Below are 19,900 nucleotides of genomic sequence, written 5' to 3' on the forward strand. Positions count from 1 at the left end.
TTTTCCTCATTTTTTTAAAAAAGAGAAAACAACGCCCTTGCTAGGCTCAACAGCATCTGCAAGATAAGTTATTTTCTCTTATTTCTTTTTAATTTATCGCATTTTTTTCAATCACTTCTTTGAGCCAGTAACCTGATTTCTTGATCGTCTTCACTTGTGTGTGAATATTGTTCGAAATCAAGCCATAGCGATTTCTGTAGGCATTGGTCCAAGACCAGCAATCAATTGGCGTCCAAAGGTGATAGCCAAAGCAATTAGAACCTTCTTCAATCCCCTTGTGTAACCATTCTAAGTGTTCTTGGATAAAGTTAATCCGGTAGTCATCCTGAATTTGTCCATGTTCATCCATAAATCGTTCTTCACGTGAGACTCCCATCCCATTTTCAGAAACAAACCATGGAATATTTTTATAATTGTCTCGAACATTCAAAGCAATATCATAGATCGCTTTAGGATAGATTTCCCAGCCCTTGTCGATATTCATGCGACGGCCTGGCATATCATAGTTATCAAAGTAACGGCCTGGCATCCAGTCTCCAACAGAATCAGGAGAAATATCTGGTCTCTTAACCCGATTTGGATGATAGAAATTCACACCCAGAAAATCGACCGTATTGTTTCGGAACAATTCTTCATCGCCTTCTTCTGTTTGCCATAATACCCCGTCCTTCTTCAGAACAGCAACCAATTCTTCTGGGAAATGCCCGTGTACAGCAGGCTCTAAAAACATCTTATTGTTCCAAAGTTCAGCAAAGTGAGCAGCATCTTGGTCTTCTTTTTCCTCTGAAGCAGCATAAGTTGGAGTTAAGTTTAAAACTGTTCCAATACGACCGCCATCTTTATCATATCCTTTTTCACGGTAGCGTTCAATCGTTTTAGCCGTTGCCAAATTAAGGTGATAGGCTACTTGAACAGCTTTTTTGCCGTCCACTAATTTTGGATAGTGGAATTGATAAAGGTATTCACCGTCCACTACCACCATTGGTTCATTGTGGACAACCCAGTCTTTAACACGATCTCCGAAATGCTTGAAGCATTGTTCTGCAAAACCAACAAAAAGATCGACAACGTGACGAGATTCCCAACCGCCATATTTATGGTAGAGATCTACTGGTAAATCAAAATGATGGAGATTAAAGATTGGGCGGATTCCATTTGCAAGGAAGGTATCGATCACGCGATTGTAATAGTCCACTCCTTTAGGATCAACCGTATTGGTTTCCAAATCATCAATGAGTCGTGTCCATTGAATCGAAGTTCGTAAACTGTTTAAACCAACTTCTTTCATTTTAGCAATGTCATCTTCGTAGCTATTATAAAAGTTGGATGCTGTATCCGGTCCTACGTAGTTATAAAAGGCTTCGGGTTCAATGTCATACCAATGGTCAAACATATTGCTATGTTTTTTATCAAATCGTCCTTCACTTTGAGGTCCTGATGTAGCAGCCCCCCACCAAAAATTTTCTGGAAATTGTTTCATCACCATTATCTCCTTATTGTTCTATGATTCTCTTTCTCATTTCATCGCTGAATCCTGGTAGGTATTCGTGACCATACTCTGGGTAACAGCTTAATTCTTTCTTCGTTTGCAACTCGTTCCATACTGCAAATTGTAATTTGGGATGACAGATGCGATCTTCCAATCCCATTCCCCAAAAGATGTCAGCCTGAATCCAAGGTGCAAAATTCTTTATATCAATATAGTCTAATGTTTCAAAAAATTTTTTCTCGTTTTTGTGTAATGGATCCCGGAATCGAAACCAATAAGCTAATTCTTCATAGGCCGATTGTCCTTGGTCCAAGTGATAGGCTTCTCGAAAGTCACTTAAAAACGGATACTGAACAAAGGCTTTCTTGATGGACGGGCTTAAAGCAGCAGCCACTAATGCTAGGGCTCCTCCTTGGGAAACCCCATAGGTCATCATCTCTTGAGGATCAATCTCCTCCATCTGCTGCAAGATGCGCGTCAACTGATAAAGATCCTGATAAACCTTTTTGTAATATAGATTGTTTGGGCCATCCTCCACACCACGGATCACATGGCCTTTTAAAGTTCCACCCGTTGTGACCAAACGGTCCTGTGACTTTCCACCTTGACCTCTGACATCTAACGCAAGGACTGCAATTCCTTCAGCAGCTAATGCTACCTTGTCACTCCAATCACCACTACTCACATGGTAACCATGAAACTGAAGAAGAGCCGGAAGTTTTTTATCCTCACTATTTTTAGGACGCAGATATTGACAATAAATCTCAGCTTCTCCAACTCCCTGAAAGCGCAATTCGAAGGCTTCCACTAGTTTAGAAGGCAAGGGATAGGGAGTTAATTGAAAGGCTAAACTAAGATTTTCAACTTCTTGCTTGGCCTTTTGCCAAAATGCATCAAAGTCTGCTGGTTTTTGATAAGGACTACGATAAGAGCCCCATTGCTCATAAGCTATTTCTTGATTGATCATACCATCACCTCAAGACAGGAAAGCACTTGATCGGCTATGATGCGAGCCCCTAAAGGAGTTGGATGCACTCCATCTTCTCCTGTCAAGGCTTGGGCTCCAACACATTTTGCTTCTTCATTGAGCAGATGATCTAGTGCTACCCATTCAAACTGGAATTCCTGGGCCATCTTTTTTACAACCCGCCTTTTTTGATCTAAATCAAGTCTCCAAGTAAGCCGATCCTCTGGAAATGGTAATACAAACGGTTCCAACAATAGAATGTCTTCGACACCCGCCTCCTGCAATTTTTGTAACAAAATCCGGTAGTTCGACTCGAATACTGCATTGATTTCGCGACTTCCAAAATCTGGCTGCCCTACCTGATGCCAAACATCATTGATGCCAATCAACAAAACCACCTTGGTGGGCTGAAGGCTAGTACAGTCCTCCAATCGATTTAGCAAGTCTTGAAGATGGTCTCCACCAATGCCCCGATTATAAATAGCCAAGTGAGGAACTTTCTTTTTCAATACTTCTCCCACATAGTGGACAAATCCTGTTCCCAAATCAGAGGCTTGACTCCGGTCTCGTCCCCATTCTGTGATACTATCACCGAAAAAAACGAGGCGATCTGTTTCTAAGATCTTCATTTTAGGCCCTCTTTTTAAAATTCGCAACAGCTCCTAAGAGATTAGCATCGTTATGGAACCGACAGATCTTGATCTCATAAGGGAGATCCGTTATACCATTTTCTTCTAATAGTCCCTTCACACGTGAATCCACTTTCTCCAAAAGGTCTGGTCTCACTGAGATGCCTCCTCCAATGACCACCACATCTGGATTGAAAACAAACAAAATGTTGTAAATGCCACGTGCCAACTCATCATACAAGTGGCAGACCGCTTCGATCGCTCCTGCTTCTCCTTTTTCTGCTCTTTCAAACAGTTCTTTTCCTGATATAGAAGGTGAAAGGCCTACTGCTTTTGAATAGGTTCCAGCTACATTCACTGGGCTAGCCAGCATGCTCAAGGAATCCTTGGCGGTTTGAAGCATATAACCAAATTCCCCTGCGAAGAGGGAGCTTCCTTTATAGAGCTCACGATTGATCACGATAGCCCCACCAATCCCAGACCCAATGATGAAGAAGGCTGCATTGGTACTCTCTTTTGCCTCGCCAAATTCTACTTCTGCTAGGGCTGCACAGTTGGCATCATTCTCAATCGATACGGGAAGAGAAAACAAGTCCTCTAATTCCTTGAGAATAGGAAAATTATGAAGATAAGGAACAGCGCTTTTCCCTCGGATTTCTCCAAGAACAGCATCCACTGTTCCGGGACTTGAAAATGCAACTCCTTCAATCGACCTACCAGCATAACTTTCAAAGACCCGATAGAGATTGGCTTTCATTTCTTCCCAGTTTTTTGGAGTTTGAAAAGAAGAAGTTTCTTTTAACCCCTGCTCCTCATAGAGAGCATATTTGACAGCTGTCCCTCCAATATCAAATGCTAAAATTCCCATGATTCACTCCTCTTAATGCTTGACCATCATTTCTACAGAGAACTGATCGTAGCGGTGTACACTGATTGAATACTCAAACGGAGCACCATTACTTAAAAAGCCGATCTGTTCTGCTACTCCAACAGGATCCCCTGTCTCCAGTTGCAATTCTTCTACTTCAATGTCATTTGCTTTTCGTACAGAAATCGTTCGGTGCCCACTTTCAATGTACAACCCTAATTTATCTTCGATATACGTATAAATGGAGCCTTCCAAATCTGTTTTCCTCAATCCAGGAATAATAGACACTGGCATAAAGGTTTTTTCAATAACGGTTGGTTGCTTATTCACCAAACGGACACGATAAATTTCATACGCTTGCGTGTCCATAGGAATATTCAACTTACTAGCCACCTTTTCTGTAGCCGGAACAATTTCATATTGAAGAATTTTACTGGTAACCTCCTTATCCGGATGAAAGGCAGAGGTTCCACGCATTTGGTTATCTACAATCAAGCGTTCCATTTCTTCAATGGAGAGTGATTTAACAAAAGTCCCCGATCCACGACGTTTGACAATTAAACCTTCTGAGACAAGGATATCAATTGCTTTTTTTATGGTCAGTTTACTCGCTTGAAAGGTCTCACCCATTTCTTTTTCTGAAGGGAGTTTTTGATCAGGCAAATACTCCCCTTCAATAATTTTCTTTCGAACTGCATTTGCAATGACTTTATATTTTTCCATTGTCTCACTCAACTCTCTTTATTATTCTAGATCTTCCTTATTCTATCATCTTTAGATAAAATAAACGTGAATGAAAATCACCAGGCATTTCTCGCGACCAGAAGTCATTTTGACGTCCAATATAATTTTGGTTCAACAATAGTCCAATCGCTTCTAAATCAGCGCCTGTCCGTACTTGATCCACTCTCTTCTCACTGACATGATATTTTCCATCCGCAAGCAAACCTTGCAATTTCAAACGTTTGTAATTGGGATTTGGTTCTGCCAAAATTTGATAATGGGCAACCAGGGCTTCTTTTTGGTCTTGACTAACCACCATCCAGGCCTTACGATTAGAATCTCCTGTTTCTAAACGGTAGAAGTTTCCTGTATAGATTAAGTTTTGATAAGATTGGTATTCTTTAATATCTAGTTTGATTTGTTCTTTTTCTTCAGGTTCCAGCTTGGTTGGGTCCAATTCATAGCCAAAGCTACCAAACAGTGCTACATTCTTACGCATCTCCAAACTCGTAATCCGAGCCACTTGGTGATTCGGTACAGCTGAAACATGTGATCCCATAGAGGCAATTGGATAAATCATCGACAGACCCGATTGGATTTGAATACGTTCGATAGCATCCGTATCATCACTAGCCCAAATTTGTGGACTATAATACAACATACCTCCATCGAAACGAGCCCCTCCCCCCGCACAGGATTCAATTAAGATGTGAGGGTATTTTTGAATCAGCTTTTCATACAAGCGATAGACCCCTAAAATATAACGGTGACAGACCTCACCTTGTCGATCAGCTGGTAAATGATTGGAGAAGGCTTCTGAAATATAGCGATTCATATCCAACTTTATGTAATCAATTTCCACTTGAGAAAGAATCTGATCCATTTGTCCAAAGATTTCTTCCACTACTTGAGGATTCCCAAAGTCGAGGATATACTGATTGCGTCCATGCGAAATATTTTTCTGACCTTGCCCAATGATCCATTCCGGGTGTTCTTGATACAATGGAGTATCTTTTGAAACCATTTCTGGCTCAAACCACAGTCCAAATAAGAGTCCTTCATCATGCAGGGTTTTCGAAAGTTTCTCGAGCCCTCCAGGAAGTTTTTTACGGTTGATCACCCAGTTCCCCAATGAACCTTCGTCTCGATTTCGGTCACCGAACCAGCCATCATCCAGTACTAAGAGTTCCACCCCTAAATTTTTTGCTTCCCTCGCAATTTCTAGCAACTTTTCTTCATCAAAGTCAAAATAAGTTGCTTCCCAATTATTCAATAAAACTGGGCGTTTTGTATCTCGCCAGCTACTACGAACAAGATGTTTCTGGAAGAACTGATGGAAGGTCTGACTCATTGCATTTAGTCCGTCTTGACGATAGACCATCACTGCTTCTGGGCTGTCAAAGCTTTCACCATCCTCCAACTTCCATTTGAATTGGAAGGGATTGATCCCCAGTTGAATCCGTAAAACATCAAAATTATCTCGTTCGATTTGAGCAAGGAAATTCCCACTATACAGGAGACAGAAACCAAAAGCTTGACCGCGTGTTTCTGTTGTCGTCGGCTCACAGACCGCTAAAAACGGATTGTGCATGTGACTACTTGCTCCTCGAGTACTTGAGATCTGTTGAACGCCTGTGTGAATCTTATCCCGTTTCAAGTGGGCTTCTTTTGCCCATGCTCCGTCTAAATGAAGCCATTCATAGTTTTCATTTGAAAGATCGAGGCTCAATGAGGCCAATTGATGAAGGTTAAAGTTTTGTCCACTCTGATTTCTGATTTGTTGTTGCCGCGTCAAGACAGCCAAATCTTGGAAGACGGTATAGCGAAGGTCTAGATAAAGTTCTTCATAACGATCCTTGAGATGGATGGTTAATACCTGGGCATCCGGCGCATCTGCAAAGCTTCCTGGAAGCCCCTCTAACACTTCTTTTCCATCCCTTATGCTATAGCCTTGATAGGTGAATTGGAAAACATGGTCTCCCGCTTCACTTTCCAAATCGATCGCTGGATAGCGAAAATCAGTTGTTCCAAAAACAGGCATTTCCTGCTTAATGGTTTCAAGAGAGGTCAAGAGACTACCTTCGACTAAATTATTGCCCGGACGAATCTCCCGCTCAATAAAGAGTTCGTAATCTTCCAATTCTGGAATGGGACTTCCAACATAGAGTTGTTCTAAAATCCCTGTTTCTTCCATCACACGAAAGATATAGCTAAAATACTTATTTTGAAGATGAAAAACCTGTTGTTCTTCCTGAATAAAAATCATCTTACTGCACCTTCATCTTTTTCACCAAGATGACAAGGTAAAAATACAAACCTGGAAATAAAAACCAACCAATAATATTTTTTGTGAGTGAAAACCAAATGCCTGCACACAAGCCTAGAAACAAGGTAATAGCAAACAAGGGATCTTTTCGAAAGAGCGAGAAGTTAGTCTCTTCTTTTCCTCCCTTGCCTAAGGCCAAAGCAGTCGCAAATAAGAAGAGAATACACCAAAGGATGCTCGAGAAGACAAAGGCCGTAATCGCAAGCTCGCTTACTTGTCGCATCATGGACATCCACGATGCAAAAATTCCGAAAAATGTCAGGGTCATTAGAAAGGAAATCATATAGGTAATAAGGGTTTGTTCTCTTTTTTTCCCTGACCATTTCCAGATAGATTCGTCTTCTATGTACCGTTCTTGGGCGCATTCTAAACAGTTTTGAATGGTAGCAACCCACGCATAGACCAATCCCTTTCGAAAGAGACTAACCCAAAACAAAACAGATAATTTACCAACATAATAGATTTTTTCAATCAATTGTTTTAGTTTGGATCTTTTTTCCACCATACTTGATTTCCTTTTCTAAGATGAAGTTTCTCCTACTTAACAGCCCCAGAAACCCCATTGTAAATATATTTCTGAAGGGATAAGAAGACGATTAAAATTGGAAGGATGACAATCACAACCCCTGCCAAGATGACTGGCCAGTTTGTCCCATAAGGCCCCTTGAAGGCAAACAAGGCTGTTGAAATAACTTTTAATTTGCGGTCTGGCATGTACAAGAAGGGGCTATAGAAGTCATTGTAGACACCGACTCCACTGATAATTAACATGGTTACGATTGGTGCTTTTAAGTTTGGAAGAATAATTCTCCAGAAGATTCCAAAGTAGCTAGCACCATCTAAAAATGCCGATTCATCAAGGGAAACAGGAATCTCATCCAAGTATTGTAAGAATACATAAACAGAAATGACATCTGTTCCCAAGTTCAAGAGGATAACTGACCAGATTTTGTTAAATAGTCCAAGACCATTAATGATTTGGAAGGTTGCTACCTGGCTGGTGATCCCTGGAATCAACATAGCCAAAACAAAGAGCATCAAAATGGGTTTTTTCAACTTGAACTCAAATCGACTCATCGCATAAGCAAACATAGAAGCGAGGGTCAATTTCCCAACCATACTCACCACAAAGATAAACAAGGTGTTTTTAAATCCTAAGAGCATTTGGCCATTCACAAAGGCTGTTTTGTAATTTGAAAAATCAAATGATTTTGGCAAATCCAAAACTCCACTGCTTAGGAATTCTTTGTTTGTTTTAAAAGATCCAATAAAGACCACTAGGATTGGAAGAAGGGCCACAATGGCTCCTGCCACCAAAATCACATATTGAAGGACCTTCCCTATCGAGACTTTCTGTTTCATTCCTTACTTCCTTTCATTCGTTGCCATTTTTTGAACGAGCGAGACAACAATCACAATCACAAGGAGAATAATTGCCATTGCAGATGCCAGTCCCACTTTATTGTATTTGAAGGCCGTATCAATGGTTTGAATCACAAAGGTCGTTGTTCCATTTGATCCACCAGTCATGATATAAGGGATATCAAATACGCTTAATGATCCGCTGACACCCAAAATAATATTTAAGAAAATGATATTGCGGATACTAGGGACAATGATATAACGGAACTGATCCCAACGGTTTGCACCATCAATCTCTGCCGCCTCATAAACTTCTGGATTGATAGATTGAATCGCTCCTAAGAAGACCAAGAAGTTAAATCCAGTATAGCGCCATACAGAGGTAAAGGCTAGAGAAATATTGTTGATCGAACGATCACCAAGCCAGAGATGGATTTGATCTCCCAATCCGATAGCTTTCAACACTGTATCCAAGGTTCCGTTTCCTTTAAAGAAATAAAGGAAAATGAAACCAATAGCTACCCCATTTAGTAGATAAGGGAAGAAAAGAATTCCTTTCCACAAATTCGCAAATTTCACTTTGAAAGAAAGAATGGTCGCGAACAATAGAGCTACTGCTAATTGGAAAAAGGTTGCAATGAAGTAATACAAACTGGTTTTAAATACAGTAAAGTAATTTGGATTGGTTAAAACCGTTTTATAGTTTTCAAAACCAACATACTTAGCATTTGTGCTATAGCCGTTCCAATCTTGCAAGCTATATTGGAACATTTTGAAGAGAGGGTAGTAAGAAAACGTCAAAATCAATGCGACTGGAATAATCGTAAAGGCAAAGATAATCAACCGTTTTTCTCGATCTCTTTTTGATGTACTTTTAAACATATTCTTCCTCCAAATCAAAAGCTGACAGGGTCAAACTCTTATTTCGTCTTTCTCTGCCAGCTGGTGATCATCCTATTTTTGTGAAACCTTTTCAATCGCTTCTGACCAGCGTTTGTTAAAGTCTTTCATAATATCATCAAAGCTTTCTTTTGAGTTTCCAATAGCAGCATCGATGATACGTTGTTTTTCTTTATCTGTAGAACCAATACCTAATTGTGATTCATCATTGATATCACTAAACAAGGATTCTTTTCCTGCTGGAGCTGGATTTTCTTCAAGCAATTGAACACCAGCTTTTTGACTTGCTTTCAATGATGCTGGATAATCCGCACCTTTCACAGTTGGGAGACCACCATTGTCCTTAGCGTAGTCAGATTCATTCACCAACCAATCCAAGAATTTACGAGCTGCTTCTTTGTGTTTACTATGCTTATTAATACCATAGTTGTAATCTCCTGTAACTGTCATGTATTGTTTGCCATCAGGAGCCGTCATAGGGAAGGCCATATATTGGATATCTTTTGCATTATCAGGATTGGCTTGCTGTACCTGTGGAATTGCCCAGCTACCTAAAACCATAACCCCAATCTTACCGTTTGCAAGATCAACTTTTGATTGTTCCCAATCTGAAGTTGTCGGATCAGCTTCAATCAATTTTTCTTTGCTGACAGTATACAAGGTGTTATAGATGGTGTTCATGACTTTACCATCTTCAAATGGAGCTTTGTCCGTCGTCAATTTGTTTGTGAAGTCCGCATCACCTGCAGCACCAGCTTTTACAAAGTCCCAGTTGGTTAATGTCCATCCAGCTGCATAGTTGGTATACAATGGTGTTACTTCTGAATTATGCTCTTTAACTTTTTTCAGTGCTTTTACAAAGTCTTCAGGAGTTTTTGGAAATTCTTTTACACCTGCATCTTTGAAGACTTTCATGTTTACGACCAAACCTGTTGCATTCATTTGACTTGGAATACCATAACTGATACCGTCATAGGAGCGATCATTCATCCCAAGGTATTTTTTAGAAAGTTCATCTTTTTTACCAAGTGGTTCAAAGAAGTTCTTATAATCTTGAGGTTTAATGTCAGATGGAATCATTAGGATATCCCCATAATCATCACTATTCATACGAGTTTTAACTTGACCCGCATAGTCTGTGATCGTTTGGACCTCAATTTTGATATCAGGATTTTTTTCATTAAATTGTTTAATGTATTCATCCCATTTTCCATTTGTTTCCCAGTCTGTCCGATGGTTGATGAAAGTAATGGTTTCTTTCCCGCTATCCTTAGACTCTCCATTTGAGCATCCCACTAATAATAGAGTTGCAAGAGTTGCAGCTCCTAATCCTAACAAACCTTTTTTCATTAGATTTGCCTCCTTGAATGAATTAATTGTTTTCTTTTATGAATTCATTATAACACAGAAATTTTAAAAAGTATATACTTTTTATTTAAAAATATATACTTTTTGTAAAATATTTTTAAAATCATCGTAAAAAAGAATTTTTTTATCGTTTTTCGATATATTTTTATTGACTAATTTTTTATAAGGAGTATACTATAAGTGAAAAATAAATAAACTTCAAGGAGGCTTGCGATGAAAAACTCAAAAACCTTAAAAAATGTCATTGAAGTCTTGACGGCTTTCATTTACTTCTGTGGCTTTATGACTGTGGCTGCACTGGTCGTCCACCTGCTTTCACGGATGGGAGTGTTTAAAGATCTCATTCAAACTGGACGCTTGTCCTTTGATGTGAATGGCATCCAACTCTTCCCCAAACATCCGCAACCTCTCTGGCAGCTGCTCTTCCCACTAGCCTCAAGCGCTATCTATATTTACCTTCTCATCACCATTCGCAGCTTCCTCCAAAATCTCTACCAAGAAAAGATCTTTTCTCACTCTAACATTGATCTTTGCAACCGAGCTTGGAAGATTCTCTTGGTCTTGTCCTTTATGTCTGGCACACTTGAAACCAGTGGAAATGCTTATCTCCTTCCCTTCACTTTCCAATTTACCTTTAACACAGGGCTTCTCCTTGCCGTTCCAATCGTCTGGGTCTCTGGCAAGATTTTAGAGAGAGGTATTGAGATTGCTGAAGAAAATGAGCTAACCATTTAAGGAGGTTGCCATGATTATCGTCAATCTAGATGTCATGCTAGCCAAGCGAAAGATGAAATCCAACGAGCTAGCCGACAAAATCGGCATCACCACAGCCAACCTCTCCATCCTCAAAACCGGCAAGGCCAAAGCCATCCGCTTCACCACCCTTGAAGCCATCTGCAAAGAACTCGACTGCCAGCCAGGAGATATCCTAGAATACCGGCCGGATGAATAGGAAAATATAATTTGAGACCTTCCTTGGGTGAGGACGGACGGTAGCGAATCCCTTTGGGATTCCATACCTAATATTTGAGCCTACTGTCTCAAATCTCCCGAGAGATGCTGGGACAAAAGTACTAGCCTCTCAATTGTTTTTGGATTGTCGAGCAAGACGCAGTGGTTGAGTGGGCTCTACTAGCTGATTTCATCAGCTTTTACAGCCCTACTCAACTGTGCGGAGGTGGGACGACGAAATCGAATTCTAACGAATTACTGATTTCTGTCCCACTCTCTCTTTTCTCACTGCGGAAGTCTCCGTTAACATCCATTGCTAATAGGACTCATCTACCATCCTTGTAAAACTCAATGATAGGAACCATATCAATACAACAAAAGCACTCCCGCGGGAGTGCTTGAGAGCGTAGACAATTTGTTCTTCCTTACAAATCAAATTAATTTTATAAAAATCAAAAAATTTATTCGTTAGAATTATTCAATCATCTACTGAAACTTTCCGCCGTGAGAAAAGTGCTAGAAACAATTGTGTTTCTAGCACTCGGGAGTTTTGGAACCTAGGGTCCAAAACTAAGTCATGGAACTTCTTCGAAGTTCGCTGACGTCCGTACTCACCTAAGGAAAGTTTTTTAGATGATTTTTTCTTTGTCTATCGTTTAGCCGATGATGCTTCCATTTGGTACAGATGGATCAACTGTTAAGACTGTTAATTGATCTCCGTGTTCCGCGGAAAGAATCATGCCTTGGCTGACATATTTCTTCATCATCTTACGTGGTTTGAGGTTGGCCACGATTTGGAGTTTCTTGCCGACCAATTCTTGTTCATTTGGATAGAATTGAGCGATACCTGAGAGGATTTGACGGTCTTCGCCATCTCCTGCATCTAGGCGGAAGCGAAGCAGTTTGTCTGATCCTTCGACGCGTTCCACTTCTTTGACTTCTGCTACACGGATTTCAACCTTGTCAAATTCTTCAAACTTGATCTCATCTTTTTCAGACTTGAGTTCCACTTCTTCTGGAATCCATTCTTTTTCTTGTGGTTTACCAGCAGTCATTTGCGATTGGATGTAGGCAATTTCTTCTTCCATGTCGAGACGTGGGAAGATTGGAGTTCCTTTGGCAACCACTGTAACATTTTCAGGGAAGCCAGCTAGGGTCAAGTTTTCAAGATCGAAGTCCAAGCCCAAGCCTAGTTGTTCCATGATGGCATTTGAGGTGTTCATCATGAATGGTTGGATCAAGTGAGCCACGACACGGAGGCTGGCTGCCAAGTGAGCCATGACCGCTGCCAATTGTTCCTTGTCGCCATCTTCTTTAGCGAGAACCCATGGAGCTGTCTCATCGATGTACTTGTTGGTACGAGAGATGATGTTCCATACGGCTTCCAAAGCGCGTGGGTAATCAACCGCGTTCATTTGCTTGTGGTATTCAGTGATGTTTTCTTCAACCACCTTAGCCAAATCTGCATCAAATGCTGTGACATTTTCAACATAAGCTGGAACTTGACCACCAAAGTATTTATTGATCATGGCTACCGTCCGGTTGAGGAGGTTTCCAAGGTCATTGGCCAATTCATAGTTGATGCGAGCCACATAGTCTTCTGGTGTGAAGGTCCCATCAGAACCAACTGGAAGGCTACGCATGAGGTAGTAACGAAGTGGATCCAAGCCGAAGCGTTCCACCAACATTTCTGGGTAGATGACATTCCCTTTAGACTTAGACATCTTGCCGTCCTTCATGACAAACCAACCATGAGCAATCAAGCGTTCTGGCAATTTGATATCCAACATCTTGAGAAGGATTGGCCAGTAAATCGAGTGGAAACGAAGGATGTCTTTTCCGACCATGTGGAAGACCGTTCCGTTCCAGAACTTGTCAAAGTTTTCATGATCTTCTTGACCATAACCAAGAGCTGTCACATAGTTGAGAAGGGCATCAATCCACACATAGACCACGTGTTTTGGATTAGATGGAACTGGAACTCCCCAAGTAAAGGTAGTCCGAGATACTGCCAAATCTTCCAAACCGGGCTCGATGAAGTTTTTCAACATTTCATTGAGACGGCCATCTGGTGTAATGAAATCAGGTTGTGATTTAAAAAATTCAACCAAGCGGTCTTGGTATTTGCTGAGGCGAAGGAAGTAAGATTCTTCAGAAACCCATTCTACTTCGTGTCCTGATGGGGCTACCCCACCGATGACCTTGCCATTCTCATCACGGAATACCTCAGCCAATTGGCTTTCTGTAAAGAACTCTTCATCAGAGACTGAATACCAACCAGAGTACTCACCCAGGTAGATGTCGTCTTGTGCCAGCAGGCGTTCAAAGACCTGAGCCACTACTTTTTCATGGTAGTCGTCTGTCGTACGGATGAATTTATCATATGAGATATCGAGTAATTGCCAGAGTTCTTTCACTCCAACGGCCATCCCATCTACATAAGCTTGTGGCGTAATCCCAGCTTCTTCTGCTTTTTGTTGGATCTTTTGACCATGCTCATCAAGACCAGTCAGGTAGAAAACATCGTAGTTCATCATGCGTTTGTAACGCGCCAAGACGTCACAGGCAATCGTTGTATAAGCTGAACCAATATGCAATTTACCAGATGGGTAATAGATAGGGGTTGTGATGTAGAATGATTTTGTCATTTTCTTTTCCTTTCAGGGCTAATGGAACCCAATTTAGTAACACTCTATTATAACATTTTTAGGAGACCCTGAAAACCCAAAACCAGCTAGGATCTAAGGAAGACAAGCAAAAAAGCTGACCGAAGTCAGCTTTCTATGATTGATAACGAATCCTGCTTTCTTACTTTCCAAGATAGTATTCTTTTACAACGTTCAATTTTTCGTCAAATTCGAATACCAATGGTGGGAAGTTAGGGATTTCCACATCCATGATTTCGTCGTCTGACAATTGTTTGATGTGTTTTACAAGGGCACGGATTGAGTTACCGTGTGCTCCTACAAATACGTTTTTACCGTCTTTAAGAGCTGGAGCGATTTTATCTTCCCAGAATGGAAGGGCACGTTCCAAAGTAACTTTCAAGTTTTCAGCATCTGGAATCACTGAATCGTCAAGTGAAGCGTAACGACGGTCAGTGTGTGCTGAGTGTTCATCATCACGGTCCATTGCAGGAGGCAATACATCGTAAGAACGACGCCAGATGTGAACTTGTTCATCACCAAATTGTTCAGCAGCTTCTGCTTTGTTTTTACCAGTCAAACCACCGTAGTGACGTTCGTTCAAGCGCCATGATTTTTCAACTGGAACCCACAATTGGTCAGAAGCTTCAAGAGCCAAGTTAGTCGTTTTGATCGCACGTTTCAATACTGAAGTGTAAGCTTGGTCAAATTCGATACCAGCTTCTTTGATCAATTTACCAGCGTCGATCGCTTGTTGTGTACCTTTTTCAGACAAATCAACATCAGCCCAACCAGTGAAAAGGTTAGCTTTGTTCCATTCAGACTCACCGTGGCGAGCAAAAACCAATTTTACCATTAGATGGATCTCCTTTTTATTCTCCGAGGTTTCCCCCGTTTATCTATTTTATTCTACTAGATTTTCAGTAAAAAATCTAGTGGCGACCATAGAAAAGTGCAATTTCTCACAAAAAAGAGCCTGACGGCTCTAATGGAATGTCTTTATCATTGTTTTTGACAGTCAGGGCAAATGCCATAGACGGTCATCTGGGTCTTGGTGATCTGGTAGCCACTTTGACTGGCTGCTTCTTCGCGAAGATCTGGAACTTCAATGTCCACATCTGCGATACGGCCACATTTTTCACACACCACATTCAAATGGTCATGCCCCATGAAATCAAAATAGGTCGTGGTATCATTGCGAACCTTAATCTCAGAAACGACACCCTCATCAATCAAAACCTTGATATTGTTGTAGACAGTTGCTAAACTCATGCTTGGAAACTGAGGCAATAAATCGCGATAGATCTTCTCAGCGCTTGGATGTTCATGACTCGCCACTAAATAGGAAAGAACTGCTCTGCGGGTATCAGTAATCCGAATACCCTTGGCACGCAAATTTTGCAAGACTTCTTCCACGCGCTCTTTTTCATGACGACGCAATGCGTTCACTATGTTTCCCCCTTTCCAATATGATTTAATCGATTCGTTACCCCTATTATAGCATGTTTCAAAATAAATCACTATTTAGAATGCTTTTAATTAAAAAAAATGTCCAGTGGACATTTTTTTCACGAGCCTGAAAACGGAGAAGCAAGTTCATGTCCAGCGGACATTGATTCACGAGCCTGAAAATGGAAAAGCGAGTTTATGTCCAGTGGACATTGATTCACGAGCTTGAAATAGATTCATCTACTCTCAGCCGATCCAACTGGTCATCCAGCGTACGGTTCCTAGGATCATCTTAACCACGAGGATCATAAAGCAAAATTCCAGTACAAACCACAGCCCTTTCAGTAGATACAAAATAGGTCGGATAAACAACAAGGCAAAGAGTCCTAAAATGAATCGCATGGTCTTTTCTCTCTCTTTTTTTTTCCTATTATATCCTTATCCTATAGAGCTGTCCAACAAAAAAACCACCCTAGAAATCTAGGATGGCTTTTCAAAATGCAATTATTTAACTGCTTCTTTAAGAGCTTTACCAGCTTTGAACGCTGGAACTTTAGAAGCTGCGATTTCAATTTCTTTACCAGTTTGTGGGTTGCGACCTTTACGAGCTGCACGTTCACGAACTTCGAAGTTACCAAAACCGATCAATTGAACTTTTTCACCTTTTGAAAGGTACTCTGAAACTGCGGCAAATACAGCGTCAACTGCTGCTGCTGAATCTTTCTTAGTCAATTCTGTAGCTTCTGCCACTTTTGCGATCAAATCTTGTTTGTTAGCCATTTAACAAATCCTCCAATATTTTTTAGGCTTCATGCCTTAACAGTATTATCATATCTAAAAAAAACCTTTAGGTCAAGTACTAAACCTGTTTTTTCGAACTTTTATTAGAGCTTATTGGTAGCGTACCAAAACCGCAAATGCATTCTCCCCTGTATGGGTTTGAATAATTGAGCCGGTTTCTAAAACAGGGATTGCTTTTTCAACGAGTGATTGCAACTGAGCCTTCATTTCATTGGCCCACTCCGGTGTTCCTGCATAAGAAATCCCGATCTCAGCCACCTTGCTGTGGGATAGTTTCTCTACCAATTCATCCAACCATTTCTTAAAGGTCTTGTTTCCACGTCCCTTGACGATTGGTTCTAATTGATGGTCCTTCATTTCCATCACCACACGGATGTTAAGAAGCGAGCTCAAAAGTCCGGTAACACGACCAATCCGACCACCTTTAACTAGATTTTCCAAGGTAGATACGCCAATGTACAATTCAGTTTTTTCTTTGACTTCTTCGATACGAGCTAAAATGGTGTCTAGATCTGCTCCTTCTTTAGCCAACTTAGCTGCCTCAACCACTTGAAACTTCATGGCTTGGTCTGTAAAGCCACTATCAATCACGGTCACATCTGCTCCTGATAAGGTTGCCCCTTGGCGAGCTGCCTCTACGGTTCCTGACAAGGCATGGGACATGTGAATCGAAACGATATGAGATCCATCCAGTGCTAAGTCTTCATAAATCTCCGCAAAGACTCCAACAGGTGGTTGGCTGGTCTTTGGAAGATTTTTGCTAGATTGCATTAAGCGCAAGAAGTCCCCTTCACCCAACTCACTGTCAGAATAAAGAACTCCATCCACCATAACAGAAAGTGGCACAATGGTAATGCCATATTCTTCAACCACTTCAGGCTCAATTGTAATAGATGAGTCTGTAACTATTTTAATATTTGCCATATATTCCTATACTCTTCCTAGAATGTTCTGCTTTTATTATATCAAAAAACACGGGGTTTTGCAGTGAAAGATATCCATTCCTGCTTCCTCAGTCGTCTGCGGCAGAAAAACCTGTATTGTGAAGGACATAGTCATGGACGATACCTTGATTATCCAAGAGTAGCCCATGGAGAACTCCACCATAGACAGCGCCTCCATCAACGCCCATTTTCTGATCTGAAATCCAAAGATTTTCGGTACCGACCGGCTCATTGAGCAGTCCATAAATCGGTGTATGGCCAAAGACGATCCATTTGCCTGTATGATTCTTCGCTTCATGGAATGGTTTTCGGATCCAGACCTTTTGGTAATCACTGGTTTCCCGCCAATTTTCAAGGGTTAGATCCACACCAGCATGGACAAAATAATAGGTCTCTGTCTCGTAGTCAAAAGGCAAACTACGGATGAAGGCCACCAAGTCAGGAACGGCATTTTCTACTGCTTGCGCATCCGCAATGCCATCTACAGGAGCATCGAGTGGCCGTCCTAACAAAGAGTTGATGGTCGTATCGCCACCATTTCTTCGGTAGTGGTCATAACGCTCTTCTGGATTGTCCAACCAAGCTAAAAACATGTACTCGTGATTCCCGGAAAGGCAAACAGCTCCGTGATGGTCTACGTAGTCTTTTACGATTTCAATCGATCGTTTGCTGTTTTCGCCTCGATCCATCAAATCCCCTAAAAAGACCAATTGAGCTTTTCCATCCCACTCTGTCATGAGCTCTTCTAGCATTTGTGCTTTCCCGTGAATATCTCCGACTACAAAGTATGTTGACATTGTTTCAAACCTTCTTTCTCTTAACGCTTGAGAAGTTGCTCTGCTTGTTGACGGGCAGCCTCCGTTAGATCCTCTCCTGCGAGCATCTTGGCAATTTCTTCGATTCGTTCTTCTCTATTGAGCAAACGTACTGTGGATACGGTTGAGTGTTCATCACTGATTTTCTCAATATAGAATTGATAATCTGCTGCAGCGATGACTTGAGGCAGGTGAGAAATGGCAAGCACTTGGCCATTTTGACCAATCTTATGAATTTTCGCTGCGATGGCTTGAGCCACGCGCCCAGAGACTCCTGTATCTACCTCGTCAAAGACAATACTGGTTTTTCCTTCTTTTCGAGAAAAAGCCGACTTAATGGCCAACATCAAGCGTGACAATTCTCCGCCGGATGCTACCTTGACAAGGGGTTTAAAGTCCTCACCTGGGTTGGTCGAAATATAAAATTCGACAGCTTCATTTCCCTCACGATTAAACTTAGCCTTGCTAAAACGTACTTGGAAACGCGCCTTATCCATGTAGAGATCTGCCAATTCTTGCTGGATTTCATTTTCCAAAGCTTGGGCCAGGGCATGCCGCTGATCACTCAAATCTTGAGCCAAGGTGACCAAACTCTTTTCCAAACGTTTGAGTTCTTTTTCCAAGTCCTCAGACGAGAGGTCACTTCCGGTGAGGAGGTTATATTCTTTGGTGATTTGTGCCAGGTACTCCAAGACGTCCTTGACTTGGCCACCATACTTGCGCGTGATGGAGTGGATCAAATCCAAACGCGATTCCACCTGCATGAGGCGATTACCATCAAACTCCAGACCATCGACCACATCTTCTAAGCGCTTGGTAATGTCCTCGAGGGCATAGAAGGTTTCAGATAACTGGCTTGAGAGCTCTTTGTAGCTGGGATCATATTCCTCGATGCTCTCCAGATCATTCATGGCTGAGCGAACATTGGAGAGGCTCGAAAACTCTTCTGCATCCAGCATGGTATAGGCATTGGTTAGGGTATCAGCAATCATCTTGTGATTGAGCAGACGTTGGCGTTCTTGCTCCAGACGCACGTCCTCATCCACTTCCAAGGCAGCTGCCTCAATCTCTGCAATTTGAAACTCCAACATCTCAATACGGGCCTTATTTTCCTGCTGGTTGCGCTGGAGTTCCACTACTTGTTTGCGCAGGCGTTTGTAGTCTTCAAAGGTTTGACGATACGCGTCTTTGGTTTGGAAAAAGGCTGCATCTCCAAATTCATCCAGCATAGCGATATGCAGTTGGGGCCGCATAAGTTCTTCCTGATCATGCTGGCCATGAATGTCCACCAAATGTTGGCCGACTGCCTTTAAGACCGATAAATTCACCATCTGACCATTGATCCGGCTGACACTTCGTCCATTTTGCAGGATCTCTCGGCGAATGATCAATTCATAGGTCCACTCTAGTCCTTGTTCTTCAAAGAGAGCCGTCAAGTGGCGATTGTTCTCAACGGTGAAGAGACCTTCGATTTCTGCTTTTGGGGCTCCGTGTCGAATGACATCGGTCGTTGCACGACTTCCCAGCATCATGTTCATGGCATCGATGATGATGGATTTACCAGCACCCGTTTCCCCTGTCAGTACCGTCATTCCCTTTTCAAAATTTAAGGAAATCTCTTCGATAATGGCAAAGTTCTTAATCGAAATTTCTAATAGCATAG

General features: G+C 41.5%; 19 protein-coding genes. 2 read left to right on the forward strand and 17 right to left on the reverse strand.

Going from position 1 to position 19,900, the window contains the following annotated elements; all coding sequences use genetic code 11:
* Window positions 1–88 precede the first annotated feature (88 nt).
* The 10 genes from PCY07_RS03425 to PCY07_RS03470 form a co-directional block, all read right to left on the reverse strand.
* Entirely contained in the window at window positions 89–1,480 is a 1,392-nt protein-coding gene (locus PCY07_RS03425) for a glycoside hydrolase family 1 protein (protein WP_141751189.1), read from the reverse strand.
* A 13-nt stretch (window positions 1,481–1,493) separates the two neighbouring features.
* Window positions 1,494–2,456 (reverse strand): acetylxylan esterase, encoded by a 963-nt coding sequence (locus PCY07_RS03430; protein WP_301355161.1) that lies wholly within the window; start codon window positions 2,454–2,456, stop codon window positions 1,494–1,496.
* Window positions 2,453–3,085 (reverse strand): GDSL-type esterase/lipase family protein, encoded by a 633-nt coding sequence (locus PCY07_RS03435; RefSeq protein ID WP_223345410.1) that lies wholly within the window; start codon window positions 3,083–3,085, stop codon window positions 2,453–2,455. The genes PCY07_RS03430 and PCY07_RS03435 overlap by 4 nt, the downstream gene beginning before the upstream one ends.
* Window position 3,086: 1 nt before the next feature.
* On the reverse strand, window positions 3,087–3,953 hold the full coding sequence (locus tag PCY07_RS03440) for an ROK family protein (protein WP_195487016.1): 867 nt from the start codon (window positions 3,951–3,953) through the stop codon (window positions 3,087–3,089).
* A gap of 12 nt (window positions 3,954–3,965) precedes the next feature.
* The gene (locus PCY07_RS03445; protein WP_301355159.1) at window positions 3,966–4,676 is read right to left on the reverse strand and encodes a GntR family transcriptional regulator; all 711 of its coding nucleotides are present in this window, start codon (window positions 4,674–4,676) and stop codon (window positions 3,966–3,968) included.
* 37 nt (window positions 4,677–4,713) lie between these two features.
* Window positions 4,714–6,942 carry an alpha-galactosidase gene (locus PCY07_RS03450; protein ID WP_301355157.1) on the reverse strand — a complete coding sequence of 743 codons (2,229 nt, stop codon included), beginning with the start codon at window positions 6,940–6,942 and terminating at the stop codon, window positions 4,714–4,716.
* A 1-nt stretch (window position 6,943) separates the two neighbouring features.
* A complete protein-coding gene (locus PCY07_RS03455; protein ID WP_070659976.1) occupies window positions 6,944–7,507 on the reverse strand; it encodes a hypothetical protein in 564 nt (187 codons plus the stop codon).
* A 32-nt stretch (window positions 7,508–7,539) separates the two neighbouring features.
* Window positions 7,540–8,364 carry a carbohydrate ABC transporter permease gene (locus tag PCY07_RS03460; protein ID WP_070659973.1) on the reverse strand — a complete coding sequence of 275 codons (825 nt, stop codon included), beginning with the start codon at window positions 8,362–8,364 and terminating at the stop codon, window positions 7,540–7,542.
* Window positions 8,365–8,367: 3 nt separating this feature from the next.
* Window positions 8,368–9,246, reverse strand: a complete 879-nt coding sequence (locus PCY07_RS03465; protein WP_070659970.1) for a carbohydrate ABC transporter permease — start codon at window positions 9,244–9,246, stop codon at window positions 8,368–8,370.
* A 72-nt stretch (window positions 9,247–9,318) separates the two neighbouring features.
* The gene (locus PCY07_RS03470) at window positions 9,319–10,614 is read right to left on the reverse strand and encodes an ABC transporter substrate-binding protein (protein ID WP_070659967.1); all 1,296 of its coding nucleotides are present in this window, start codon (window positions 10,612–10,614) and stop codon (window positions 9,319–9,321) included.
* 231 nt (window positions 10,615–10,845) lie between these two features.
* Between PCY07_RS03470 and PCY07_RS03475 the strand changes: the two genes are divergently transcribed.
* Together PCY07_RS03475 and PCY07_RS03480 are read left to right on the forward strand one after the other, a co-directional pair.
* Entirely contained in the window at window positions 10,846–11,367 is a 522-nt protein-coding gene (locus PCY07_RS03475) for a DUF2975 domain-containing protein (protein ID WP_003006066.1), read from the forward strand.
* 10 nt (window positions 11,368–11,377) lie between these two features.
* Complete coding sequence (locus tag PCY07_RS03480) at window positions 11,378–11,584, forward strand: helix-turn-helix transcriptional regulator (protein WP_003006064.1); 207 nt, start codon at window positions 11,378–11,380, stop codon at window positions 11,582–11,584.
* A 655-nt stretch (window positions 11,585–12,239) separates the two neighbouring features.
* Here the strand turns inward: PCY07_RS03480 and metG are convergent.
* From metG to recN, 7 genes are all read right to left on the reverse strand, one after another.
* A complete protein-coding gene (gene metG / locus PCY07_RS03485) occupies window positions 12,240–14,231 on the reverse strand; it encodes a methionine--tRNA ligase (RefSeq protein WP_301355148.1) in 1,992 nt (663 codons plus the stop codon).
* Between the two features lie 160 nt (window positions 14,232–14,391).
* Window positions 14,392–15,084, reverse strand: a complete 693-nt coding sequence (locus PCY07_RS03490) for a phosphoglycerate mutase (RefSeq protein ID WP_003012031.1) — start codon at window positions 15,082–15,084, stop codon at window positions 14,392–14,394.
* A gap of 146 nt (window positions 15,085–15,230) precedes the next feature.
* Window positions 15,231–15,677 carry a Fur family transcriptional regulator gene (locus PCY07_RS03495; RefSeq protein WP_301355145.1) on the reverse strand — a complete coding sequence of 149 codons (447 nt, stop codon included), beginning with the start codon at window positions 15,675–15,677 and terminating at the stop codon, window positions 15,231–15,233.
* A gap of 504 nt (window positions 15,678–16,181) precedes the next feature.
* Window positions 16,182–16,457, reverse strand: coding sequence for an HU family DNA-binding protein (locus PCY07_RS03500; protein WP_003017594.1), 276 nt, complete (start codon window positions 16,455–16,457; stop codon window positions 16,182–16,184).
* 111 nt (window positions 16,458–16,568) lie between these two features.
* Window positions 16,569–17,402: a DegV family protein gene (locus PCY07_RS03505; protein WP_301355142.1), complete on the reverse strand. Its 834-nt coding sequence runs from the start codon at window positions 17,400–17,402 to the stop codon at window positions 16,569–16,571.
* Between the two features lie 88 nt (window positions 17,403–17,490).
* Window positions 17,491–18,219, reverse strand: a complete 729-nt coding sequence (locus tag PCY07_RS03510) for a metallophosphoesterase (protein WP_301355140.1) — start codon at window positions 18,217–18,219, stop codon at window positions 17,491–17,493.
* 20 nt (window positions 18,220–18,239) lie between these two features.
* Window positions 18,240–19,898 carry a DNA repair protein RecN gene (gene recN, locus PCY07_RS03515; protein WP_301355138.1) on the reverse strand — a complete coding sequence of 553 codons (1,659 nt, stop codon included), beginning with the start codon at window positions 19,896–19,898 and terminating at the stop codon, window positions 18,240–18,242.
* Between the last annotated feature and the right edge of the window lie 2 nt (window positions 19,899–19,900).

Origin of the sequence: Streptococcus sp. SP1, assembly GCF_030440005.1 — a bacterium.
Lineage (GTDB): Bacteria > Bacillota > Bacilli > Lactobacillales > Streptococcaceae > Streptococcus > Streptococcus parasanguinis.

Bases quoted from the DNA above. Each gene is read 5' to 3' on its own strand.
- PCY07_RS03425 (WP_141751189.1), bottom strand. From the start codon at position 1,480: ATGAAACAATTTCCAGAAAATTTTTGGTGGGGGGCTGCTACATCAGGA.
- PCY07_RS03430 (WP_301355161.1), bottom strand. From the start codon at position 2,456: ATGATCAATCAAGAAATAGCTTATGAGCAATGGGGCTCTTATCGTAGT.
- PCY07_RS03435 (WP_223345410.1), bottom strand. From the start codon at position 3,085: ATGAAGATCTTAGAAACAGATCGCCTCGTTTTTTTCGGTGATAGTATC.
- PCY07_RS03440 (WP_195487016.1), bottom strand. From the start codon at position 3,953: ATGGGAATTTTAGCATTTGATATTGGAGGGACAGCTGTCAAATATGCT.
- PCY07_RS03445 (WP_301355159.1), bottom strand. From the start codon at position 4,676: ATGGAAAAATATAAAGTCATTGCAAATGCAGTTCGAAAGAAAATTATT.
- PCY07_RS03450 (WP_301355157.1), bottom strand. From the start codon at position 6,942: ATGATTTTTATTCAGGAAGAACAACAGGTTTTTCATCTTCAAAATAAG.
- PCY07_RS03455 (WP_070659976.1), bottom strand. From the start codon at position 7,507: ATGGTGGAAAAAAGATCCAAACTAAAACAATTGATTGAAAAAATCTAT.
- PCY07_RS03460 (WP_070659973.1), bottom strand. From the start codon at position 8,364: ATGAAACAGAAAGTCTCGATAGGGAAGGTCCTTCAATATGTGATTTTG.
- PCY07_RS03465 (WP_070659970.1), bottom strand. From the start codon at position 9,246: ATGTTTAAAAGTACATCAAAAAGAGATCGAGAAAAACGGTTGATTATC.
- PCY07_RS03470 (WP_070659967.1), bottom strand. From the start codon at position 10,614: ATGAAAAAAGGTTTGTTAGGATTAGGAGCTGCAACTCTTGCAACTCTA.
- PCY07_RS03475 (WP_003006066.1), top strand. From the start codon at position 10,846: ATGAAAAACTCAAAAACCTTAAAAAATGTCATTGAAGTCTTGACGGCT.
- PCY07_RS03480 (WP_003006064.1), top strand. From the start codon at position 11,378: ATGATTATCGTCAATCTAGATGTCATGCTAGCCAAGCGAAAGATGAAA.
- metG (WP_301355148.1), bottom strand. From the start codon at position 14,231: ATGACAAAATCATTCTACATCACAACCCCTATCTATTACCCATCTGGT.
- PCY07_RS03490 (WP_003012031.1), bottom strand. From the start codon at position 15,084: ATGGTAAAATTGGTTTTTGCTCGCCACGGTGAGTCTGAATGGAACAAA.
- PCY07_RS03500 (WP_003017594.1), bottom strand. From the start codon at position 16,457: ATGGCTAACAAACAAGATTTGATCGCAAAAGTGGCAGAAGCTACAGAA.
- PCY07_RS03505 (WP_301355142.1), bottom strand. From the start codon at position 17,402: ATGGCAAATATTAAAATAGTTACAGACTCATCTATTACAATTGAGCCT.
- PCY07_RS03510 (WP_301355140.1), bottom strand. From the start codon at position 18,219: ATGTCAACATACTTTGTAGTCGGAGATATTCACGGGAAAGCACAAATG.
- recN (WP_301355138.1), bottom strand. From the start codon at position 19,898: ATGCTATTAGAAATTTCGATTAAGAACTTTGCCATTATCGAAGAGATT.